General features: G+C 56.3%; 23 protein-coding genes. All 23 read right to left on the bottom strand.

Annotated elements, in window-relative coordinates; all coding sequences use genetic code 11:
* Positions 1-3: 3 nt before the first annotated feature.
* The 23 genes from nagZ to FAY22_RS05780 all read right to left on the bottom strand — a co-directional run bounded on the left by nagZ (position 4) and on the right by FAY22_RS05780 (position 19,543).
* On the bottom strand, positions 4-1,053 hold the full coding sequence (gene nagZ / locus FAY22_RS05890) for a beta-N-acetylhexosaminidase (protein ID WP_146329348.1): 1,050 nt from the start codon (positions 1,051-1,053) through the stop codon (positions 4-6).
* Positions 1,050-1,442, bottom strand: coding sequence for a holo-ACP synthase (gene acpS / locus FAY22_RS05885; protein WP_146329347.1), 393 nt, complete (start codon positions 1,440-1,442; stop codon positions 1,050-1,052). Before acpS ends, nagZ begins: the two co-directional genes overlap by 4 nt.
* Entirely contained in the window at positions 1,439-2,206 is a 768-nt protein-coding gene (pdxJ, locus tag FAY22_RS05880) for a pyridoxine 5'-phosphate synthase (protein ID WP_146329346.1), read from the bottom strand. The genes acpS and pdxJ overlap by 4 nt, the downstream gene beginning before the upstream one ends.
* A 17-nt stretch (positions 2,207-2,223) precedes the next feature.
* The gene (recO, locus tag FAY22_RS05875; protein ID WP_146329345.1) at positions 2,224-3,063 is read right to left on the bottom strand and encodes a DNA repair protein RecO; all 840 of its coding nucleotides are present in this window, start codon (positions 3,061-3,063) and stop codon (positions 2,224-2,226) included.
* Between the two features lie 90 nt (positions 3,064-3,153).
* Positions 3,154-4,056, bottom strand: a complete 903-nt coding sequence (gene era, locus FAY22_RS05870; RefSeq protein WP_146329344.1) for a GTPase Era — start codon at positions 4,054-4,056, stop codon at positions 3,154-3,156.
* Complete coding sequence (gene rnc, locus FAY22_RS05865) at positions 4,053-5,012, bottom strand: ribonuclease III (protein ID WP_246860674.1); 960 nt, start codon at positions 5,010-5,012, stop codon at positions 4,053-4,055. Before rnc ends, era begins: the two co-directional genes overlap by 4 nt.
* A 17-nt stretch (positions 5,013-5,029) precedes the next feature.
* The gene (locus FAY22_RS05860; RefSeq protein WP_146329343.1) at positions 5,030-5,419 is read right to left on the bottom strand and encodes a DUF4845 domain-containing protein; all 390 of its coding nucleotides are present in this window, start codon (positions 5,417-5,419) and stop codon (positions 5,030-5,032) included.
* Positions 5,420-5,438: 19 nt separating this feature from the next.
* Entirely contained in the window at positions 5,439-6,350 is a 912-nt protein-coding gene (gene lepB / locus FAY22_RS05855) for a signal peptidase I (protein ID WP_146329342.1), read from the bottom strand.
* On the bottom strand, positions 6,347-8,140 hold the full coding sequence (gene lepA / locus FAY22_RS05850) for a translation elongation factor 4 (RefSeq protein ID WP_146329341.1): 1,794 nt from the start codon (positions 8,138-8,140) through the stop codon (positions 6,347-6,349). The genes lepB and lepA overlap by 4 nt, the downstream gene beginning before the upstream one ends.
* 234 nt (positions 8,141-8,374) lie before the next feature.
* Complete coding sequence (locus tag FAY22_RS05845) at positions 8,375-8,638, bottom strand: glutaredoxin family protein (protein ID WP_146329340.1); 264 nt, start codon at positions 8,636-8,638, stop codon at positions 8,375-8,377.
* Positions 8,639-8,710: 72 nt separating this feature from the next.
* Positions 8,711-10,198, bottom strand: a complete 1,488-nt coding sequence (locus tag FAY22_RS05840) for a DegQ family serine endoprotease (protein ID WP_146329339.1) — start codon at positions 10,196-10,198, stop codon at positions 8,711-8,713.
* Positions 10,199-10,218: 20 nt separating this feature from the next.
* Entirely contained in the window at positions 10,219-11,250 is a 1,032-nt protein-coding gene (locus tag FAY22_RS05835) for a MucB/RseB C-terminal domain-containing protein (RefSeq protein ID WP_146329338.1), read from the bottom strand.
* Between the two features lie 5 nt (positions 11,251-11,255).
* Positions 11,256-11,900: a sigma-E factor negative regulatory protein gene (locus FAY22_RS05830; RefSeq protein ID WP_246860673.1), complete on the bottom strand. Its 645-nt coding sequence runs from the start codon at positions 11,898-11,900 to the stop codon at positions 11,256-11,258.
* A gap of 70 nt (positions 11,901-11,970) precedes the next feature.
* Positions 11,971-12,573 carry an RNA polymerase sigma factor RpoE gene (rpoE, locus tag FAY22_RS05825; RefSeq protein WP_040041344.1) on the bottom strand — a complete coding sequence of 201 codons (603 nt, stop codon included), beginning with the start codon at positions 12,571-12,573 and terminating at the stop codon, positions 11,971-11,973.
* Positions 12,574-12,673: 100 nt separating this feature from the next.
* Complete coding sequence (locus FAY22_RS05820) at positions 12,674-13,168, bottom strand: protein YgfX (RefSeq protein ID WP_146329337.1); 495 nt, start codon at positions 13,166-13,168, stop codon at positions 12,674-12,676.
* Between the two features lie 63 nt (positions 13,169-13,231).
* Complete coding sequence (gene fabF, locus FAY22_RS05815) at positions 13,232-14,479, bottom strand: beta-ketoacyl-ACP synthase II (protein ID WP_146329336.1); 1,248 nt, start codon at positions 14,477-14,479, stop codon at positions 13,232-13,234.
* Between the two features lie 32 nt (positions 14,480-14,511).
* Positions 14,512-14,751 (bottom strand): acyl carrier protein, encoded by a 240-nt coding sequence (gene acpP / locus FAY22_RS05810; RefSeq protein ID WP_040041346.1) that lies wholly within the window; start codon positions 14,749-14,751, stop codon positions 14,512-14,514.
* Between the two features lie 123 nt (positions 14,752-14,874).
* Positions 14,875-15,621 carry a 3-oxoacyl-ACP reductase FabG gene (gene fabG, locus FAY22_RS05805; protein ID WP_146329335.1) on the bottom strand — a complete coding sequence of 249 codons (747 nt, stop codon included), beginning with the start codon at positions 15,619-15,621 and terminating at the stop codon, positions 14,875-14,877.
* Positions 15,618-16,550 (bottom strand): ACP S-malonyltransferase, encoded by a 933-nt coding sequence (gene fabD / locus FAY22_RS05800; protein WP_146329334.1) that lies wholly within the window; start codon positions 16,548-16,550, stop codon positions 15,618-15,620. The genes fabG and fabD overlap by 4 nt, the downstream gene beginning before the upstream one ends.
* A 16-nt stretch (positions 16,551-16,566) precedes the next feature.
* Positions 16,567-17,553 carry a beta-ketoacyl-ACP synthase III gene (locus FAY22_RS05795; protein ID WP_146329333.1) on the bottom strand — a complete coding sequence of 329 codons (987 nt, stop codon included), beginning with the start codon at positions 17,551-17,553 and terminating at the stop codon, positions 16,567-16,569.
* Positions 17,550-18,641, bottom strand: coding sequence for a phosphate acyltransferase PlsX (gene plsX, locus FAY22_RS05790; RefSeq protein ID WP_146329332.1), 1,092 nt, complete (start codon positions 18,639-18,641; stop codon positions 17,550-17,552). Before plsX ends, FAY22_RS05795 begins: the two co-directional genes overlap by 4 nt.
* Before the next feature lie 148 nt (positions 18,642-18,789).
* Complete coding sequence (rpmF, locus tag FAY22_RS05785) at positions 18,790-18,972, bottom strand: 50S ribosomal protein L32 (RefSeq protein ID WP_146329331.1); 183 nt, start codon at positions 18,970-18,972, stop codon at positions 18,790-18,792.
* A gap of 73 nt (positions 18,973-19,045) precedes the next feature.
* Positions 19,046-19,543, bottom strand: coding sequence for a DUF177 domain-containing protein (locus FAY22_RS05780; protein WP_210411901.1), 498 nt, complete (start codon positions 19,541-19,543; stop codon positions 19,046-19,048).
* Between the last annotated feature and the right edge of the window lie 90 nt (positions 19,544-19,633).

Here is a 19,633-nt window from a genome sequence, read left to right as displayed (position 1 = left end):
GCATCAAGCGGAAACGAGTTCTTGCGCGGTTTGCCTGGCGGCGCGGTAGCGCGCGTCCTGCTGCAGAGCATCCCAGTCGAGCGCATTCCCTTGCGGAACCAGAGCTGCAATGCGAGCGGCAGATGCCTTCGTGGCGGCATTCGTCTTCACTTTCAGCCCGTCCAGCAATTCGTCGGCCTTGTCCGGAGAGTTGCAGATCAGGACCATGTCGCATCCGGCTGAAAGCGCTGCATTGGCGCCATCGATCACGCCGCCGGCGACGCTCGCGCCTTCCATGCTCAAGTCATCGCTGAAGATCACCCCCTCGAACCCCATGTCCTTGCGCAGGATGGACAGCCACTTCTTCGAAAAGCCGGCCGGGTTCTTGTCGACCTTCGGGTAGATCACGTGCGCCGGCATGACCGCAGCCAAGCCAAGGCCCAGCCAGTCGTACGGCGCGGCGTCGTCGGCCAAGATTTCCTTGAGGTTGCGGTCATCCGTCGGAATGGCGAAATGGGAATCCGCTTCCGCAAATCCATGTCCCGGAAAATGCTTGCCGCAGTTCGCCATGCCCGCCAGGGCCAGGCCGTGATTGAGGCTTTTCGCCAGCAGGGTCACCACCCGCGCGTCGCGGTGGAACGCGCGGTCGCCGATCACCCCCGACTGCCCGTGATCGAGGTCGAGCACCGGCGTAAACGACAGGTCGACGCCGCACGCACGCAGCTCGGCTGCCAGCACAAAGCCGACATCGGTTGCCGCCCGCGTCGCTTCCAGCACGTCACGCTCCCACAGTTCGCCCAATCTGCGCATCGCCGGCAGCTTGGTGAAGCCATCGGTCTTGAAGCGCTGCACGCGTCCGCCCTCGTGGTCGACGGCGATCAGCACGCCCGGACGCACTTCGTGAATCGCCGCCGTCAGTTCGCACAGCTGCTGGCGGTTCTGGTAATTGCGTGCGAACAGAATGACGCCGCCCGTCAGCGGATGGCGGATGCGCCGGATATCGTCGTCGTTAAGCGAGGTGCCGACGACGTCCAGCATGACCGGGCCCAGTCCGGTATTGGCATTTGATTTCATTTCTTCTCCACTATCACGAAGGCGACCGCATATTCGGCTTCATCGGTAATCGACACCTGGGCGGTCAAGCCGTTCTGTTCCATAAATTCCTTCAGCGCTCCGCTGGCCACCGCTACCGGCTTGCCGCTTGTGGCGTTCAGCGTCTGCATCGCACGCCAAGTCATCGGCATGCGCATTCCCAGGCCGATCGCCTTGGAAAACGCTTCTTTTGCGGCAAAGCGCGTCGCCAGAAAGCGCACTCCGCGCGCTTCGACCTTGGCCTTGCGGCGCCGGTATTTTTCCAGCTCCTCGGGACCAAGGATCTTTTCAGCGAAACGCTCGCCATTGCGGGCCAACGCCGCTTCCACGCGGGAGATCTGAATGATGTCGGTACCGATACCGTAGATCATTTCTTGTGAACGCCCAGGCGTGCTGCGATCATGATGGCCTTCATTTCCTTGATGGCGTTTTGCCAGCCGATGAATATGGCCTGCGCGACGATCGCATGGCCGATATTGAGTTCGGCGATTTCCGGAATCGCGGCGATCGCCTGCACATTGGTGTAGTGCAAACCATGTCCCGCGTTCACTTTCAGGCCGAGCCCCACACCTTCCAGAACGCCAGCGTGCACCCGAGCCAGTTCCTGTTGCTGTTCGCAGTCGGTTTGCGCATCGGCATAGCGGCCGGTATGAATTTCGATGACCGGTGCGCCGGTCTCCGCAGCGGCCCTGATCTGTACCGGGTCCGCATCGATGAACAGGCTGACCTGAATTCCCTGGGCCTGCAACTGCTTGACCGCCGCCTGTACGGCGGAAAAATGCGTAGCGACGTCCAGGCCGCCTTCGGTCGTCACTTCATTTCGCCGCTCCGGCACCAGACAGACATCCTGCGGCTTGATGCGGCAGGCGAATTCGATCATCTCGGGCGTCACGGCCGCTTCAAGGTTCATGCGGGTGCGCAGTTGCGGGCGGATCGCTTCGACGTCCGCATCCTTGATGTGACGACGATCCTCGCGCAGGTGCAAGGTGATGGCGTCGGCGCCGGCATCCTCCGCCAGCAAAGCGGCCTGTACCGGGTCCGGGTAGAGGGTTCCGCGCGCGTTTCGCAGCGTCGCGACGTGATCGATGTTGACGCCGAGATCAATGACGGGGCTGGTGGGGTGTAGAAGGCTCATGGCGGGCAATGGTGGCTTTATAACTGCATTAAATCTATCAGAATCTGGCGCGTGTTGAGCGGCGCGCCGCCCAAATGATGCGCAAGCAGAAAACGCATCAGGAACTTGCTCTGTGTCTGCGTATTGCTGTCGGTGTAATCCTCGCGCTCCATGTCGAGCAGGGTCTTGCCGGACACGCGCGGCGCCGTATCAGCCGGGTACGCCGGGCGCGGACCGCGCTCGGGCTCGACCACGTAGATTTTGCTTTCCTCGACCGGCTGCCCCGTCACCGCGCACGTCGTGAAATTGCCGGCCACCCCGGTTTCCTTCAGCAATGCACGCTCGAATTTCCGCAGCACGATCGGCGCCGGCTCGTCATGCGCGAGTTCGTTGAGGGTGGCAATATAGTGATCGAACAGCGCGGGATGAGGATCGTCGCGCGCCAGCAGTTTGACCAGCAATTCATTGAGATAGAACCCGCACAGCAGTGCCGATTTTTCGAGTGGCAGCAAGCCGCCGATCCATTCAGCCTGCGTCAGCGTGCGTACTTCCGCCTTGCCGCTCCAGCCCACGGACAAGGGCTGAAAGGTCTGCAGCACGCCGCGCAACTTGGAATGCGGCCTCTTGGCACCTTTGGCGATCAAGGCGATGCGCCCGTAGTCGCGCGAAAAGACGTCGACGATCAGGCTGGTTTCCTTGTACGGATAGCTATGCAGGACAAACGCCGGCTGGCCGGTGACCCGGGTTTCCTTTTCGGGAGATTTGGCGCGCGTTCCATTCGATGAGGAGGCTCGCGGCCTGGCGGCGTGATCGGATTGCGGGTGTGCCTGCCGCATTTCGCGCAATGTGTCGTCGGACTGGCTTGATTGCGGGGTCATACAGTTAAAGCGCCGTTTCCAATCGTGCCGCGCGGACGCCGAGTCGAATGCGGCGCCTCGGCGGCAGTGTCGCTGTCATCCGATAAAGGTCTACTCGTAGCCGTATGCACGCAGCCCGGCCTCGTTATCGGCCCAGCCCGACTTTACCTTGACCCAGATTTCGAGATAGACCGGACCGCCGAACAGCTTCTCCATGTCAAGGCGGGCCTGAGTCGAAATCTCCTTGAGTTTCGCCCCTTTCTGGCCGATCACCATCGCCTTGTGGCTGTCGCGGTCGACCAGGATGGCGGCAAAAATCCGGCGCAAACGGCCTTCTTCCTCAAATTTTTCGATGACGACCGTGCTGGTATAAGGCAATTCGTCGCCGACGAAGCGGAAAACCTTTTCCCGCACGATCTCGGCAGCCAGGAACTTCTCGCTGCGATCGGTGATATCGTCCTCGTCGAACATCGGCGGATTGTGCGGAAGATGCTTTTCAATTTCCGCTTCGAGCACATCCAGTTGATAGCGCTGCTTGGCCGAAACGGGAATGACTGCTGCAAAATCGTGCGCCGCCGCCACCTGCTGGGCGAACGGAAACATCTCCGCCTTTTCCTTGATGCGGTCCGATTTGTTGATAATCAGGATGCAAGGAACGCCCTTCGGAATCAGGTCGAGCACCTGCTTGTCGGCGTGACCGAACGTGCCAGCTTCGACCACAAACAGGATCACATCGGCTGCCGTCAAGGTGTTGGCAACTGTGCGGTTCAGCGTCTTGTTGAGCGCATTGGCATGCCGGGTTTGAAAACCAGGCGTATCGACGTAGACGAACTGCACGCTTTCGCGGGTCTGGATGCCGGTGATCCGGTGCCGGGTGGTTTGCGCCTTGCGCGATGTAATGCTGACTTTTGCGCCGATAAGCGCATTCATCAGTGTCGACTTTCCGACGTTGGGTCGACCAACGATCGCGATATAGCCGCAGCGGAAGTCAATGGGAGCGGCGGGTAATGTCATGCAGTTTTTGATTGGGTGGAAATTGCCGGAGCAGGCGCTCCGTCAGTGGCGCCCGCTTCGGGCGAAGCGTCAGTATTCGTGCTGGTTTCGGGCCGAGCTTCCGGTTTGGCGGCCTTGCCGTCCCCTTTCAGGTCGAGCCTGGCCTGCTTGGCGTCCGACTTGGACGCTTTTGCACTTTTTTTGGATTCTTCCTCGACGGGCGCGTCGGGTTGAATTGTTGCGATACCGGCCAGTTTGAGCTGAGAAGCCTTGCGGGGCTTACGCCCGGATGCAGCGGTTTTAACCAAGGCGTTCTGGACCGCTTCCAGCGCCAGCTTGGCCGCCGCCTGTTCGCCGGCACGACGACTTCCACCTGTACCGAACACCTGGATATCCAGTTTGGGCACCAGACATTCGATCTCGAATTCCTGATTGTGCGCGGCGCCATGCGTGGCAACAACGTTATATTGGGGCAACGCCAATTTTTTACCTTGCAGGAATTCCTGCAGCAGCGTCTTCGCATCCTTGCCCAGTGTCTTGGGATCAACCGTATCCAGAATCGGAATATAGAGAGAGCGGATTACATCGCGTGCGGCATTGAAGCCGGCGTCAAGGAAAATTGCCCCGAACAGCGCCTCCAGCGTATCGGCGAGGATGGAAGGACGGCGAAAACCGCCGGACTTCAGCTCGCCCTCGCCCAGACGCAGGAACTGGGACAGTTCGAGCCGTTGCGCAATCTCGTACAAAGACTGCTGCTTGACGAGATTTGCACGCAAGCGCGACAAATCGCCTTCATCAATCTTGTTGTAGCGCTCGAACAGAAGAGAGGCGACGACGCAATTCAGTACCGAGTCGCCAAGAAATTCGAGCCGTTCGTTATGCAGGCTGCTATGGCTACGATGCGTCAAGGCTTGCTGCAGCAGCGCGGCATCCTTGAATGTATGTCCCAGCCGGTCCTGCAATAACTTTAGATCCATTTATCTTCGCTTATTCTTTATTGCGCAATTTTCTGCGCCGGCTTACCGCCCGTGCTAGCCACATAGTCGATGACTAGACTGGTCGGACCAATCAGGCCAATTCGTTTCTCATATGAAACACTGACATCAAATCCATCCGCCGTTTTCGTAATTTCTAGGTCCTTGCCACTAACCGATTCGATATATCCGGCATCACGTTGTTTATCGAAAGCAACTTGAATATCCCGTGCACTGGCCGCATTGGCCGTCGCGGTCGTTATCGCCTTCTTGATCGCCGTATATTCGATCACGGTCGGAACAACCTTCATCCCCAACACAACCAAGACCGCGATAATGGCAGTTACGAACATGAAGCCGACTAGAGAAAGACCTTCCTGCCCGTCTTGAGTTGCCGATCGAAGCTTCATGTAACCTCCCTGGTTTTAATTATTTAAAACTGCCGATGCGTCTGAAATCGCCCAGATTCATCCAAACAAAAAATGCCTTTCCCACAATATTTTCATCGGGCACGAATCCCCAATAGCGGCTGTCGAGACTGTTATCCCGATTATCTCCCATCATGAAGTAATGTCCAGCGGGGACCGAGCAGGCAAATCCTTCCAGATTGTAGCTGCATAGCTCGCGCATCGGAAATGGATCCGGATTCTGCACATAGGCCGGCGCACGTTCGTCGTTCAGAATCCTATGTGTCGCTCCAGGCAATTTTTCCAGGAATTGCTTGGAGTAAGTCAGATGCTCCTCATCCAGGTAATCAGACAATGGCGCATAAGACACTTCTTTACCATTTACTGTTAACCGCTTGTTTTTATAGACTATTTTATCACCCGGCACACCAATTACACGTTTGATGTAATCCAGCGACGGATCTTTCGGGTACTTGAAAACCATGACGTCGCCACGCTGGGGGTTGTTGATCTCAATGATTTTCTTGTTGATGATCGGCAAGCGAATTCCGTAAGTGTATTTGTTCACGAGAATCAGGTCGCCGATCACCAGCGTCGGCACCATCGAACTGGACGGAATCTTGAATGGCTCATACAGGAAGGAGCGCAGGACAAATACGAGCGCAATGACCGGGAAAAAGCTGCCCGAGTATTCGATCCAGGTCGGCTGCCTGAGAATTTCCGCTTCCAGTCGCGCACGACCGCTGTCGTCGGCCTTGATCCCCTCCTGCTTCAGCTTTGCCTGGCGCGCATCGTACTCCGCCAGCGCGGCGTCCGCCTTAGCACGTCGCTGCTTGGCAAAGTGAAAGACGTCGAGAGCCCAGATAACGCCGGTTACAATGGTGAGAATAAAAAGGATTAATGCAAAGTTACCAAGGATTGCTTGCAAACTCATTTATCTTCCACTTGTAAAATCGCCAAAAATGCCTCTTGCGGCACCTCCACGGAACCCACCTGTTTCATGCGCTTCTTGCCGGCTTTTTGTTTTTCGAGGAGCTTGCGCTTGCGGGAGATATCGCCGCCGTAGCACTTGGCCAGCACGTTCTTGCGCATCGCCTTGACGTTTTCACGCGCAATGATATTGGAGCCGATCGCCGCTTGGATCGCGACATCGAACATCTGGCGCGGAATCAGTTCACGCATCTTGGCCGCCACCGCTCGCCCACGGTACTGACTGCTGGAGCGGTGCACAATGATGGCGAGGGCATCGACCTTGTCGCCGTTGATCAGCATGTCGACCTTGACTACGTCGGCGGCGCGATACTCCTTGAACTCGTAATCCATCGATGCATAACCGCGAGAGGTGGACTTGAGCTTGTCGAAGAAATCGAGCACGATCTCCGCCATCGGCATTTCATAGGTCAGCATCACCTGCTTGCCATGGTAGGTCATGTTGATCTGCACACCACGCTTCTGGGTGCACAACGTGATCACCGAACCTACGTACTCCTGCGGCATGTAGAGATTGACGGTGACAATCGGCTCGCGGATTTCTTCGATCTTGGACGGATCCGGCATCTTGGACGGATTATCGACCATGATGACAGTACCGTCGCGCTGCACGACTTCATACACCACGGTCGGCGCAGTGGTGATCAAGTCCATGTCGAACTCGCGCTCGAGTCGTTCCTGCACGATCTCCATATGCAGCAAGCCGAGGAAGCCGCAGCGGAAACCGAAACCGAGCGCCTGGGACACTTCCGGCTCGTACTGCAGCGCAGCGTCGTTCAGTTTCAGCTTCTCCAGCGACTCGCGTAGCGCATCGTACTGGTTCGCTTCGACCGGGAACAGGCCGGCAAACACCTGCGGCTGCACTTCCTTGAAGCCGGGAAGCGGTTGTGCGGCGGGCTTGGCTGCCAGCGTGATGGTGTCGCCCACGCGCGCCGCTTTCAACTCCTTGATACCCGCAATCACAAAGCCCACCTGCCCGGCTGACAGTGTTTCGCGCGCCTGCGATTTCGGCGTAAACACACCGACGCTCTCGGCCAGATATTGGGCGCCGGTTGCCATCAGGGAGATCTTGTCCTTCGGGCGCAACGTCCCATTGACGATACGCACCAGCATCACCACGCCGACGTAATTATCGAACCAGGAATCGATGATCAATGCCTGCAGCGGCGCATCTGGATCGCCCTTGGGCGGGGGCACCTTGACAATCAAGGCTTCCAGCACATCCTCGACACCCAGACCGGTTTTTGCGGAGCAACGTACCGCGTCACTTGCTTCTATGCCAATGACGTCTTCGATCTCCTCGATTGCGTTGTCAGGGTTAGCAGAAGGCAAGTCGATCTTGTTCAGCACCGGCACGACCTCAACATTTAGGTCGAGGGCGGTATAGCAGTTGGCGACGGTTTGCGCTTCCACGCCCTGCGAAGCATCAACTACCAGCAACGCACCTTCGCAGGCTGACAAAGACCGGCTCACTTCATAGCTGAAGTCGACATGGCCAGGCGTGTCGATCAAATTCAGATTGTAGACCTTGCCGTCGCGCGCCTTGTAGTTCAATGCCGCGGTTTGCGCCTTGATCGTGATGCCGCGCTCGCGCTCCAGATCCATCGAGTCCAGGACTTGCGCTTCCATCTCGCGGTCGGAAAGGCCTCCGCATAGTTGAATGATGCGATCGGCCAGCGTTGATTTGCCGTGATCAATATGGGCAATGATGGAAAAATTGCGAATGTTGTCCATTAACTAAGATGCACACAAAAAAAGCGCTCTGAGCGGGGCAGTCTCCCCAAGCGAGCGCCTTATAGCAGAAGGTTGTTCGATTGCCGGCATTTTACCGGATTTCCGGGGCTAAAACCCATCACTTGAGAGGGTACGCAGCCGATTTCACTGGAAATTAGACGAAAAGTCCGTTTCCAGTCAACGTGCAATGCGATGACGCACGATTGTCAACATGGTGGGCGCCGGTATAAGAACTCAGCTTTGCGACAGAAACTCCCTGACTTTCCGTTCATCAAGAAAGTAGTGACATAACTGCACAATACTCGCCCCCTTTTTTTGACCGAACAACACTGGCACCAGTTCGTCGAACTGGGCAACAAGTGTATCGTCGCTATCAATGTCGAGAACCTCGACAGAAAAGGGATAGTCGCCACTCAATGCCTGCAGCGCCTCCAACATATCCTCGCAAAGGTGACAATAGGATCTGGAATAAAGAACGAAATGTGTGGGGAAATCCATGAACTTTTCCGGCAACCCGGCAACTAAGGCCTCCGCATGAAGATCAGTCGGAGGCCTGCCAGAATTGATCGATCAGCGCCCGTTGGCGGGTCGAATCGGGACGAATTGCGACGCCTCGCCGCGCCGCACTAGCAGGACGGCCGTCTTTTTCGGATCGAGTTTCGCAACCAGAGTATTGAACTGCTTGGCGTCCTTCACATCGGTGTTATTCAGGCGCAAGACGATGTCGCCTGAACGCAATCCGACCCGCGCTGCCGCGCCTTCGGATTCATCGACAATGACGCCCCCCTCGATCTTGAGCTCCCTCTTCTGCGCCTCGGTCAGGTCACTAACAACCAGCCCGAGCGCATTGGCGGCCTGTTCGGCCCTTGGCTGGCGCTCTTCTTTCTTCGCAGCCTTCTCCGGTTCGAGTTCAGCGACAGTCAGCGCAATATCGCGGCTTGCGCCTTTGCGCCAGATATTCAATGTCGCCCGGGTACCAGGTTTAGTCGCCCCCACCAAGCGAGGTAGATCGGTCGATTTCTCAATCGGTGTACCGTTGTACTTGAGAATAATATCTCCCGCCTCCAACCCGCCTTTTTCGGCCGGTCCGCCAGGCTCGACACGCTGGATGAGCGCGCCTTGCGCACGCGCCAAGCCAAGCGTTTCCGCGACATCCTTGGTGACTTCGCCGATCTGGACGCCAATCCTGCCGCGCGTAACCTTGCCTGTGGTTCGCAACTGGTCGGCCACGCGCACTGCCTCGTCGATCGGCACCGCAAACGAAATTCCCATATAGCCACCCGAGCGGCTATAGATTTGAGAATTGATGCCGACGACTTCGCCTCGCATGTTGATCAAGGGGCCGCCCGAATTTCCGGGATTAACCGCGACATCGGTCTGAATCAACGGCAGATATTCACCAGTATCGCGCGCCTTGGCCGAAATGATGCCAGCAGTGACCGTATTATCAAGGCCAAACGGCGAACCGATCGCAATGACCCATTCGCCGACGCGCAACTTGTTTGGATCTCCCATGGTCAGACGAGGGAGATCCTTACCATCGATCTTGACGACCGCCACATCAGTCCGCTTGTCGACCCCGATAATCTTGGCCTTGAATTCACGCTTGTCCGTAAGCGTCACATAAACCTCGTCCGCGCCCTCCACCACATGCGCATTGGTAAGCACAAAGCCATCCGCAGAAATGATGAAGCCCGAGCCAACTCCGCGCGGCACCTCCTCCTCCTGTGAAGGCGGCGCTTGGCGGCGATTGCGCGGCGCGCGTTCAGGCTGTTGCTGCCGCGGCATGGGGATTCCAAAGAAACGGCGGAAGAATTCCTGCATCTCCTCATCGTCGCCGCCTGGCATGCCTTGCCCCTGCCTGACTCGCTCAGTCGTGCGAATATTCACAACCGCCGGGCCGGTTCGCTCGGCGAGATCTGCAAAATCCGCCGGAACGGTGACCGGTGCTGCGTGAGCCTGGCCGATAAGCATGTTATTCGCTGGCGACAGCAGTGAGCCGAACGCGCCGGTCAGCGCCACCAGCAGGAAACTTCGGACAAAGGAGATTGTTTTCATAAAATCCTTATTTGTTTTAGCTATTTAGATTTGAATTCAATCGAATTGGCGACTTGCCGGATCGCTGCGGAAGGAACCTCTCCTACGATGGTAAGCCAAAAATCACCGTATCGCTTACCGATAATATTCATGGCACCCTGCTGCATCGAACCTTCGGTGCGGCTTTGCGTCCCGGGTTCGATGAATACGGAAATTGCGGCAAGACCATCCGAAAACACCATTTGTGCCACTTCACGCTGGCTGGGTTGCGCGCTCATGCGAGACCCGTCCGAGGTAGTCGTCGACGCGGATACATCGGACACCATGCGCTTGACCTCCCGTATTTTACGGAATCCTGGCGGTAACGACTTCACAGTCCAACCAGAAAGATTTACCTGAGTCATGATGGCATTCTCTACATGCCAGCCATTGGTGTTTGGATAATTCGACCTGACTCGAGTGCGATCAACGTTGCCAATCGAAACTTCTGTAAATGCAATCTGCTCAACAACCTCATGTTTTTCGTTGAGTGTCTGGGCCCGCAACAACAATCCGGTCGATTTATCTGCCCATAGACGGTAACCGTAACGAAGGTTATCGTTTGGTTCCAGCAGAATCGACTGACAATCCCTGCCGGCGACGCGTCCCGCAACCTCTTTCCTGACGTTATAGAACTCTGTGACATCGGAAGGATTGATCGCCAGAATGGCAGGAAATATGTCATGCGTTATACGCTTTTCGACCAGCAAGGTTTTTGCTTCCGGTACGTAGCAAATTACTTCTTCGTTATTACGAATGTACTCCCGTGGCTTACCATCAAGTATTTCGAGCTTTTCAAGCTCGTTTTTCCCATCAAGCACATGAGTGATGCGTGATGTTCGCATCTGGTTTGCCTGCTGATACACAAAGGTGCCGGAATAATTAAGTTTTTGCGCTGCGGACTGGATCTTCTTCAGCCAGGTTAAGGCTTCCCGCTTTTCGGATTGAGGTTCAGCATTTTCGGCGTTTGCCGAACATGCAAAGAGAAGCGAAAAGGCAACGACAAACTTAAATAAACCGAATGTTTGCCGCATATGAATCATTTATTGGAATCGTTTGCAAATGTCGCCGAACGTGCGTATTGAGCGGTGCTGAACACCGAGGGTGAAAAACGTTGATGGGCCAACAGATAGTCATCGATACGCGAATCGCGCAATACGACACCGTCTGGTGCGGACGCTGTAATAACGCCCCCCTGCTCCATGTCGGCGGGAAGAACTGCAGTCTTCCCAGAGAAACCCGCTGACGCGACGGCAGATGACGGACCTGCTTCAGTGGTCTTTCCGTTTAATGCCAGCATCATCTGTGGCGTAACGAAAAATGCTGCCGCGGCTGCTGCGGCAGCAGCAATGGCGCCCGGTATTGCCCATCGTCTGGCAGTGCGAGCCTTCGCTGCCACCTGCGCGACATCAATGTCATCTGCATGCTGCTTTTGGCCGTCCATTGGGGCGATGATGGTAGGTTCTGCATCAAGGCGCGCAGCCATGCGCGCTGCAAATCCAGGGCTTAGCGAAACCGCCATGTCGTCCGAACGCAACACATCTCCGATCTGGTGGTAGATGTCCCATGCAGCCTTTCCTTCAGGGTGACGTAGCGTCGCCAACACGAGATCCACCTGCGAATCGTTGTACTCGGCATCGGCAAATGCAGAAATCCGTTCCCCTGTCATTTCATTCATTTTCATAAAACCTCGTTCAGGCTGCGCCAATCCCTGTTTTTTTACCCTAATGCCCTACTTTTTTCAGCCCCAACCACTACCAGCGCTTGTCGATTGCGGTTCCGAGCAACGGCCTTAACTTTTCCGCGATCGCCTCACGTGCACGAAATATCCGACTGCGCACAGTACCTATTGGACATCCCATCGCCTCCGCAATTTCATCGTAGCTCAACCCTTCAATTTCACGCAATGTAATTGCAATGCGCAACTCGTCAGGCAGTGCGTCCATAGCCACATTTACCGTTTCGGCGATTTGCTTGGTGGCGAGCATCGATTCGGGCGTATTGATATCCCTGAGGTGTTCGCCGTCATCAAACGTCTCAGCCTCCTCGGCATCCGCTTCGGTCGATGTAGGTGCACGGCGCCCCTGCGTCACCAAGTAGTTCTTCGCAGTATTAATTCCAATCCGGTACAACCAGGTATAAAACGCCGAGTCGCCACGGAACTGAGGCAATGCGCGGTAAGCCTTGATAAACGCTTCCTGCACCACGTCCTCCGCCTCCGCCTGGTCGCGCACAAGCCGCGACACGAGCCGCATCAGTTTCCTCTGATACTTGGTCACCAACAGCTCGAACGCCTTTTTATCGCCGCGCTGCACGCGCTCGACAAGCAGTTGGTCAATATCGCGTTCTGTCGTCAATCCCCGTTCCCTTGTTTCATTGCAACATGTACGCGGCTTATGCAGTTGACTGAGAGAAATGCAATAAGTTCAATTTATCTTCAACATATTCCAGGATCTTTTATTCCTGAAACTCACTACGTGCGGCCACCCAACGACACGCCACGGACAGCGCCCGAAAGCTGTCCCGCGAAACGCTATCGGGCAAAATCGGTACGGTCGTTATTTTCCCGCTTTCGGCCTGCAAGCGAAGCAACAGCATGAATGGCCAAATAGTTGAATCCTTCAACAAAGCCACCACCGCTTCATGGCTTCCTACATGCGGCCAATTTGTGGCCGCACAAGGGCTTGCAGAATCAACTTCAGCGAGGCGAAACTGCCCTGCACTGGAGATATCAATATGTAAGATTTTTCGATACCGGACACCATGATAAAACCCAAAAACTGAGAGGAAAATGATGGTGGCGCCGAACAACGTACGTGACAACAGGGTGAGGCTTCCAATCGTGTCAAAAACGATGGCAATGCCGATGGCAGCGACGATCGCGCACATAGCACCGACCATCGCGAAGAGAATCCGTGACGGGCGTACTATGGCGGACACCGCGATAGACATGATAAAGAAGAGGAGCGTTGACTCGATCGCGCCCCCTCCGATTGGAGAGGGACACGAGAGGGATTACACCTTACCGAAGATGAGAGTGCCGTTCGTACCGCCAAAACCGAACGAATTCTTAACCGCGATATTGATAGGCATATTGCGCGCCGTGTTTGCGCAGTAATCGAGATCGCATGCCGGATCTTGATTGAAGATGTTGATGGTGGGCGGAGATACTTGGTTATGCACTGCCAATACGGTAAATACCGACTCCAAACCGCCTGCACCGCCCAGCAAATGGCCAGTCATCGATTTGGTGGAGTTCACCACCACACTCTTGGCCCGTTCGCCCAGGGCTCGCTTGATCGCAACCGTTTCGGCAATATCGCCAAGCGGCGTGGACGTGCCATGTGCGTTGACGTAGTCGACCTGATCCGCATTGATCTGCGCATTATTCATCGCCGCGATCATGCAGCGGCGGGCACCGTCACCATCTTCCCGCGGGGCGGTCATATGGTAAGCATCTGCGCTCATGCCAAATCCAAGTACTTCAGCATAAATCTTCGCGCCACGTGCTTTCGCGTGCTCGTATTCTTCGAGCACCATGACGCCCGCGCCTTCGCCCAGCACAAAGCCATCACGATCCTTATCCCACGGACGGGATGCGGTTGCGGGATCGTCATTACGTGCCGACAGCGCGCGCGCTGCGGCAAAGCCCCCCAAGCCCAGCGGCGAAACGGTCGATTCCGCGCCGCCTGCCACCATGACGTCGGCATCGCCGTACTCAATCATGCGAGCTGCCGCACCGATGCAATGCAAGCCGGTGGTGCACGCGGTGACTAGCGCCAGATTCGGCCCCTTCAGGCCGTATTTGATTGACAGGTGACCGGAGATCATATTGATGATCGACGCCGGAACGAAGAAAGGACTGATGCGGCGCGGACCACGATTGGTCAGCTCTGCATGAGTTTCTTCGATCATCGGCAGGCCGCCGATGCCGGAGCCGATGATGACGCCGATTCTATCGGCATTTTCATCAGTTATCGCCAGACCACTGTCTTGGACTGCCTGGATCCCCGCAGCCATGCCGTAGTGGATGAAGGTGTCCATATGGCGCGCCTCTTTACCGGGAATGTAATCCTCGATATTGAAGCCCTTTACCTCACCCGCAAAATGCGTGGAGAAAGGCGTGGCGTCAAATTTGGTGATGGTCGCAATGCCGGATTTGCCTTCGATCAGCGCGCCCCACGAATCGGCAACGGTATTGCCAACGGGGGAAACGCATCCGAGACCAGTCACTACGACGCGACGTTCACGTGAGCGGCTCAAGCGGTTCTCCTAGACTCAATCCAAAAACTCTATTAGGCCTTGACGTGCGCCTTGGCGTAGTCGATCGCCTGCTGCACAGTGGTGATCTTCTCGGCCTGCTCGTCCGGGATCTCCATCTCGAATTCGTCTTCGAGGGCCATTACCAGCTCAACGGTGTCAAGCGAATCAGCGCCAAGATCGTCGACGAACGAGGACTCGTTCTTGATGTCGGCTTCAGCTACACCCAGTTGCTCAGCGACGATTTTCTTAACGCGTTGTTCGATATCGGACATATTTATCCCTCCAGTGGATTGCAGAAAGTGCGCGCATTTTATCAGGTTTGCGCAATGAAAATTCACTTTTGGCTTCTGTTTTCAATGTTGTTTGAACTTCAGCCAAAAGCGCCTAAGTAATATCTAACTCATGTACATGCCGCCATTGACATGCAATGTGGTGCCAGTGATGTACCCCGCTTGAGGCGAGGCAAGGAAAGCGACCGCAGCAGCGATATCTTCCGGCTGACCGAAACGGCCGAGCGGAATCTGTTGCATCAACGCTGATGTCTGCTGCTCGCCCAACTCCCGCGTCATGTCGGTATCGATGAACCCCGGCGCGACGCAATTGACGGTAATGTTGCGGCTGCCGATTTCGCGCGCCAGCGCGCGACTCATGCCAGCCACTCCGGCCTTAGCGGCGGCATAATTCATTTGCCCCGGATTGCCGGCCGAGCCGACTACCGACGTGATATTAATGATACGTCCGTGCTTGGCCTTCATCATGCCGCGCAAGACCGCGCGCGAAAGCCGCGCAACCGCCGTCAAATTAGTGGCGATCACGGCATCCCACTCTTCCTCTTTCATGCGCATGGCAAGCTGGTCTTGCGTGATACCAGCATTATTCACCAGGATCGACAATCCACCGAACTCCTTCTGCACCTGCTCGACCACCTCGCCGCAACGCTCCGCATCGGTCACATTCAGCACGACGCCCTTGCCGCAATCCGACACTACTGCCGACAGATATTCGGTAATCGCCGCCGCCCCGGATTCGGACGTTGCGGTACCAACGACCTTGGCGCCTTGCCTCGCAAGCTCTTGTGCAATTGCGCGACCGATACCCCGAGATGCACCGGTAACCAGCGCGACTTGATTATTCAGATTCACTTGAGCAACTCCATTACTTTATCCAGCGACGCCTGGTCGGTAATTGCTTCGCCAGCCAGTTCACCATTAATTCGCTTGGTTAGCCCTGCCAAGACTTTTCCAGGGCCGCATTCGACTACATGCGTAACTCCGTCGGCCGCCATTTTTTGCACCGTTTCAACCCAGCGCACAGGACTCGCCGCCTGACGCACCAAGGCATCCTTGATGTTATTGACATCCTGCGCAATGGCAACATCAACGTTGTTAATCAATGGAATTTGGGGCGCCGCAAACGTCAACTTGGCCATATATTCACGCAGGCGATCCGAAGCCGGTTTCAGCAGGGAAGAATGGAATGGGGCCGATACCGGAAGCGGTAGCGCGCGCTTTGCGCCTTTTTCCTTGGCAGCACTGCATGCACGCTCAACCGCTGCCTTATGCCCTGCAATAACTACTTGCGCCGGCGCATTGAAATTCACGGCTTCGACAACTTCTCCTTGCGCAGCCTCCGCACAGGCTGCACGCACCTCGTCGTCGGACAGACCGAGGATTGCAGCCATACCGCCCTGCCCCACCGGCACCGCCTCCTGCATGGCCTGGGCGCGGAAACGCACCAGCGGTACGGCATCCTTGAAGGCGATAACACCAGCGGCTACCAGCGCCGAGTATTCACCCAGGCTATGGCCGGCAACGACGGCAGGTACACCGCCGCCGGCAGCCAGCCAGGCACGGTAAAAGGCAACTGCGGCGGTCAACATGACCGGCTGCGTGTTCGTGGTCAGGTCGAGCTCTTCTTTCGGACCTTCGGCAATGAGCTTGCCGAGATCGAAATCCAATGCTTCAGATGCCTCGACCACGGTCTGCCTGACGGCTGCATTGTCTGCAAAACCGTTCAACATGCCGATAGCTTGCGAGCCTTGGCCAGGAAAAACAAATGCGAATTTGGTCATGGTTATTTCGAAAAAATTACATGCGTACGAGCGCCGCGCCCCAGGTAAATCCTCCGCCGACGCCTTCCATCATGACGTTTTGGCCCGGCTTGATACGGCCATCGCGCACTGCGACGTCCAGCGCCAGCGGAATCGATGCCGCCGAGGTATTACCATGCTGATCGACAGTAACGATCATTTTTTCCAACGGCAGGCCGAGCTTTTTCGCCGTACCTTGCATGATCCGGATATTTGCCTGATGCGGCACGAGCCAGTCGATTTGCGACGCGCTCATATCGGCGATGTCCAGTGCTTCTTTCGCTACTTTTTCCAGCACGGAGACGGCAAGCTTGAAAACAGCCTGCCCATCCATATACAAGAAGGCGCTGCCATCGACTGCGCCGCCGTTGATACTGCCCGGGACGCAGAGGATCTCGCCGTGACTGCCATCGGCATGCAGCTTGGTCGCAAGGATGCCGGGCTGGTCGGAGGCGCTAAGGACAATCGCGCCAGCTCCGTCGCCGAACAGTACGCAGGTAGTGCGATCCTCAAAATTCAGGATGCGCGAAAACACTTCGGCGCCAACGATCAGCACGTTTTTGTGTGCACCAGCCCTGATGAAGCTGTCTGCAATCGACATCGCATACACGAAGCCGCTGCAAACCGCCTGGACATCGAACGCAGCGGAACCGTTGCCGATGCCTAGCTTGCGCTGCACGACGCATGCAGTACTTGGAAATCCACCCAAATGATCGGGCGTGGACGTCGCAACGATGACCAAATCGATATCGTTCGGCGTCAGTCCAGCCATATCAAGCGCACGCTTGGCGGCCTCCACAGCGAGGTCGCTCGACTGCATGGTCGGTTCGGCGTAATGTCGTGCCGAAATACCGCTGCGCGAAACAATCCATTCGTCGGAAGTCTCGATCCCCTTTTCCGCTAGCTGCGCCGCCAGTTCCTGATTGGTCACACGCCTGGGCGGGAGAAAGCTCCCTGTACCTACAATTTTGCTATAGCGAGTCATGCCGTTTTCTGCTTTGCTAAATCAGACAGCGCAGTTGGATTTTCGGGTGCGCAAGGCGCGCCGGATTGCGGCATCAAATCCGCAATCGTTTTTGAAATGCGCGAAATGACATCGTGCTTGGCGGCGTCATAGGCGCGCTTGATCGCCCATTCATAGCCGTATGCACTCTCGCCGCCATGGCTCTTGAAAACGAGCCCACGCAAGCCGAGCAGGCTGGCGCCGTTATAGCGGGACGGGTTCATGCGGTGAGAAAACGACCGTAGCGCGCCGAATGCGAAGATTGCACCCAGCATATTGAGCGGATTGCGCTTGAATTCCGAGGTCAGCGTCTTCTTGACGAACCGCCCCAAGCCTTCCGAAGCCTTCAGCACCACGTTGCCGACAAAACCGTCGCAGACGACGATATCGGTAGTACCCTCGAAGATGTCATTACCCTCGACATTGCCGTAGAAGTTGAGGAGGCCTTTTTCGTGATCGGCACGCAGCAATGGCGCCGTTTGCTTGACGACCTCATTGCCCTTGATATCTTCCTCGCCGATGTTAAGCAAACCCACCGTCGGTTTCGCCTTGCCCTCCAGAGCCGCAACCAGTGCCGTCGCCATCAACGCGAATTGATGCAGATGATGGGGTTCGCAGTCCACGTTTGCCCCGAGGTCGAGCATGTAGGTCGGCGAATCCTTTTGATTCGGCATGGGGAAACAGATCGCGGGGCGGTCAACGCCCGGGATCGTCTTCAGCACATAGCGCGACACGGCCATTAACGCACCGGTGTTGCCGGCCGAAACACAGACATGCGCACGCCCCTCCTTGACCAGGCTGATCGCCACCCGCATCGACGAGTCCTTCTTGCGGCGCAAGGCGACTTCGAGCGGGTCGTCCATCGTGACCACCTCGGTCGCATTGATGATGGATAACCGAGGGTGATCGGCCGCGTGATGCTTTTTCAACTCGGCCCGAATGACATCCTCAAGGCCGACCAAAATCAGTTCGGCGTCAGGTTCGTGCTTGGCGAAGGAGACGGCTGCAGGAATAGTGACCGACGGGCCGTGATCACCGCCCATGCAGTCAATAGAAATTTTGATTGTCATTGTTTTGACTCAGTACCTCGCCCAAGGTGCTTTAGCGGGCCAGATCCGGTGCGATTCAAAATGACGCGATGCGCTTTTCCAGCATATGAAAAAACGGCGCCAAGTCAAACTTCCGCGCCGCTTTTAGCTTAAGGACAATGACTGACGATTATTCGTCGTTTTTGGTCTTGAGGACCTTGCGGCCGCGATAATAGCCGTTCGGGCTGATGTGGTGACGCATGTGCGTCTCACCGGTGGTCGGCTCCACGGCCAGCGGCGGCGTGCTCAGGTGATCGTGCGAGCGGTGCATACCGCGCTTGGACGGGGACTTCTTATTTTGTTGAACGGCCATGATGACTCCTAAACCTTAAGATTCGAAATTTTAACATATCCGGCCTGCCGACCTCTTGCAAACCAGGAACTCTTTACTTCTTTAAATTCTTCAGCACTGCAAACGGAGAGACTTTCTCCGCATCTTTCGGAGCCTCGGGCACCACCTGATCCGGACAAATTTCATGCTTGGGCGACAGCGGAATGGCGAGCAGCGCCTCATCCTCGATCAACTCGGCAATATTAAACGACCGACTACCGACAACGACGTCCACCGGCTCATCCTCCAGCACCGCCTCGATCTCGTCCGCACCAGCCTCATCCTGCGCCAGAACGACCACCGACGCGGATTCGATATCGAACGCAAACGGCGTCAGACAGCGCTGACACATTAACCGCACACTTCCCGAGATGGAAAGCGTCAACTGCGGATGGCCACGCCGATCACTCCCGCCTTGCAGAGCCCAGCGCACAGCACCGGACTTGTCAACCGACTCCTCCGCAAGCCGCGGCAAATCAACCACCGCAATCTCGCCTGCGCGGCTCTCGTTGAGCCGGCAAAATTCGAACGCATCGATTACAAAAGCATTCATACCAGAAGCCGAACCCGGAAAACCTGCGATAATAACAGGCTTTTCCCTTATCCGTCAAAGCCTTAGGCCGCACTCAACAAGCAGCCATTA

It is taken from the genome of Noviherbaspirillum sp. UKPF54 (assembly GCF_007874125.1).
In the GTDB taxonomy this organism is placed as follows: domain Bacteria; phylum Pseudomonadota; class Gammaproteobacteria; order Burkholderiales; family Burkholderiaceae_D; genus Noviherbaspirillum.
This window is presented reverse-complemented; position numbering and strand designations above follow the sequence as displayed.

Bases quoted from the DNA above. Each gene is read 5' to 3' on its own strand.
- FAY22_RS05845 (WP_146329340.1), bottom strand. From the start codon at position 8,638: ATGGATTTCCCCACACATTTCGTTCTTTATTCCAGATCCTATTGTCAC.
- FAY22_RS05840 (WP_146329339.1), bottom strand. From the start codon at position 10,198: ATGAAAACAATCTCCTTTGTCCGAAGTTTCCTGCTGGTGGCGCTGACC.
- lepB (WP_146329342.1), bottom strand. From the start codon at position 6,350: ATGAGTTTGCAAGCAATCCTTGGTAACTTTGCATTAATCCTTTTTATT.
- era (WP_146329344.1), bottom strand. From the start codon at position 4,056: ATGACATTACCCGCCGCTCCCATTGACTTCCGCTGCGGCTATATCGCG.
- FAY22_RS05860 (WP_146329343.1), bottom strand. From the start codon at position 5,419: ATGAAGCTTCGATCGGCAACTCAAGACGGGCAGGAAGGTCTTTCTCTA.
- fabD (WP_146329334.1), bottom strand. From the start codon at position 16,550: ATGACCAAATTCGCATTTGTTTTTCCTGGCCAAGGCTCGCAAGCTATC.
- acpP (WP_040041346.1), bottom strand. From the start codon at position 14,751: ATGTCCGATATCGAACAACGCGTTAAGAAAATCGTCGCTGAGCAACTG.
- FAY22_RS05780 (WP_210411901.1), bottom strand. From the start codon at position 19,543: ATGAATGCTTTTGTAATCGATGCGTTCGAATTTTGCCGGCTCAACGAG.
- plsX (WP_146329332.1), bottom strand. From the start codon at position 18,641: ATGACAATCAAAATTTCTATTGACTGCATGGGCGGTGATCACGGCCCG.
- recO (WP_146329345.1), bottom strand. From the start codon at position 3,063: ATGACCCCGCAATCAAGCCAGTCCGACGACACATTGCGCGAAATGCGG.
- FAY22_RS05830 (WP_246860673.1), bottom strand. From the start codon at position 11,900: ATGAAAATGAATGAAATGACAGGGGAACGGATTTCTGCATTTGCCGAT.
- lepA (WP_146329341.1), bottom strand. From the start codon at position 8,140: ATGGACAACATTCGCAATTTTTCCATCATTGCCCATATTGATCACGGC.
- rpmF (WP_146329331.1), bottom strand. From the start codon at position 18,972: ATGGCCGTTCAACAAAATAAGAAGTCCCCGTCCAAGCGCGGTATGCAC.
- nagZ (WP_146329348.1), bottom strand. From the start codon at position 1,053: ATGAAATCAAATGCCAATACCGGACTGGGCCCGGTCATGCTGGACGTC.
- pdxJ (WP_146329346.1), bottom strand. From the start codon at position 2,206: ATGAGCCTTCTACACCCCACCAGCCCCGTCATTGATCTCGGCGTCAAC.
- FAY22_RS05835 (WP_146329338.1), bottom strand. From the start codon at position 11,250: ATGCGGCAAACATTCGGTTTATTTAAGTTTGTCGTTGCCTTTTCGCTT.
- rnc (WP_246860674.1), bottom strand. From the start codon at position 5,012: ATGGATCTAAAGTTATTGCAGGACCGGCTGGGACATACATTCAAGGAT.
- acpS (WP_146329347.1), bottom strand. From the start codon at position 1,442: ATGATCTACGGTATCGGTACCGACATCATTCAGATCTCCCGCGTGGAA.
- FAY22_RS05820 (WP_146329337.1), bottom strand. From the start codon at position 13,168: ATGTCTATCGCGGTGTCCGCCATAGTACGCCCGTCACGGATTCTCTTC.
- FAY22_RS05795 (WP_146329333.1), bottom strand. From the start codon at position 17,553: ATGACTCGCTATAGCAAAATTGTAGGTACAGGGAGCTTTCTCCCGCCC.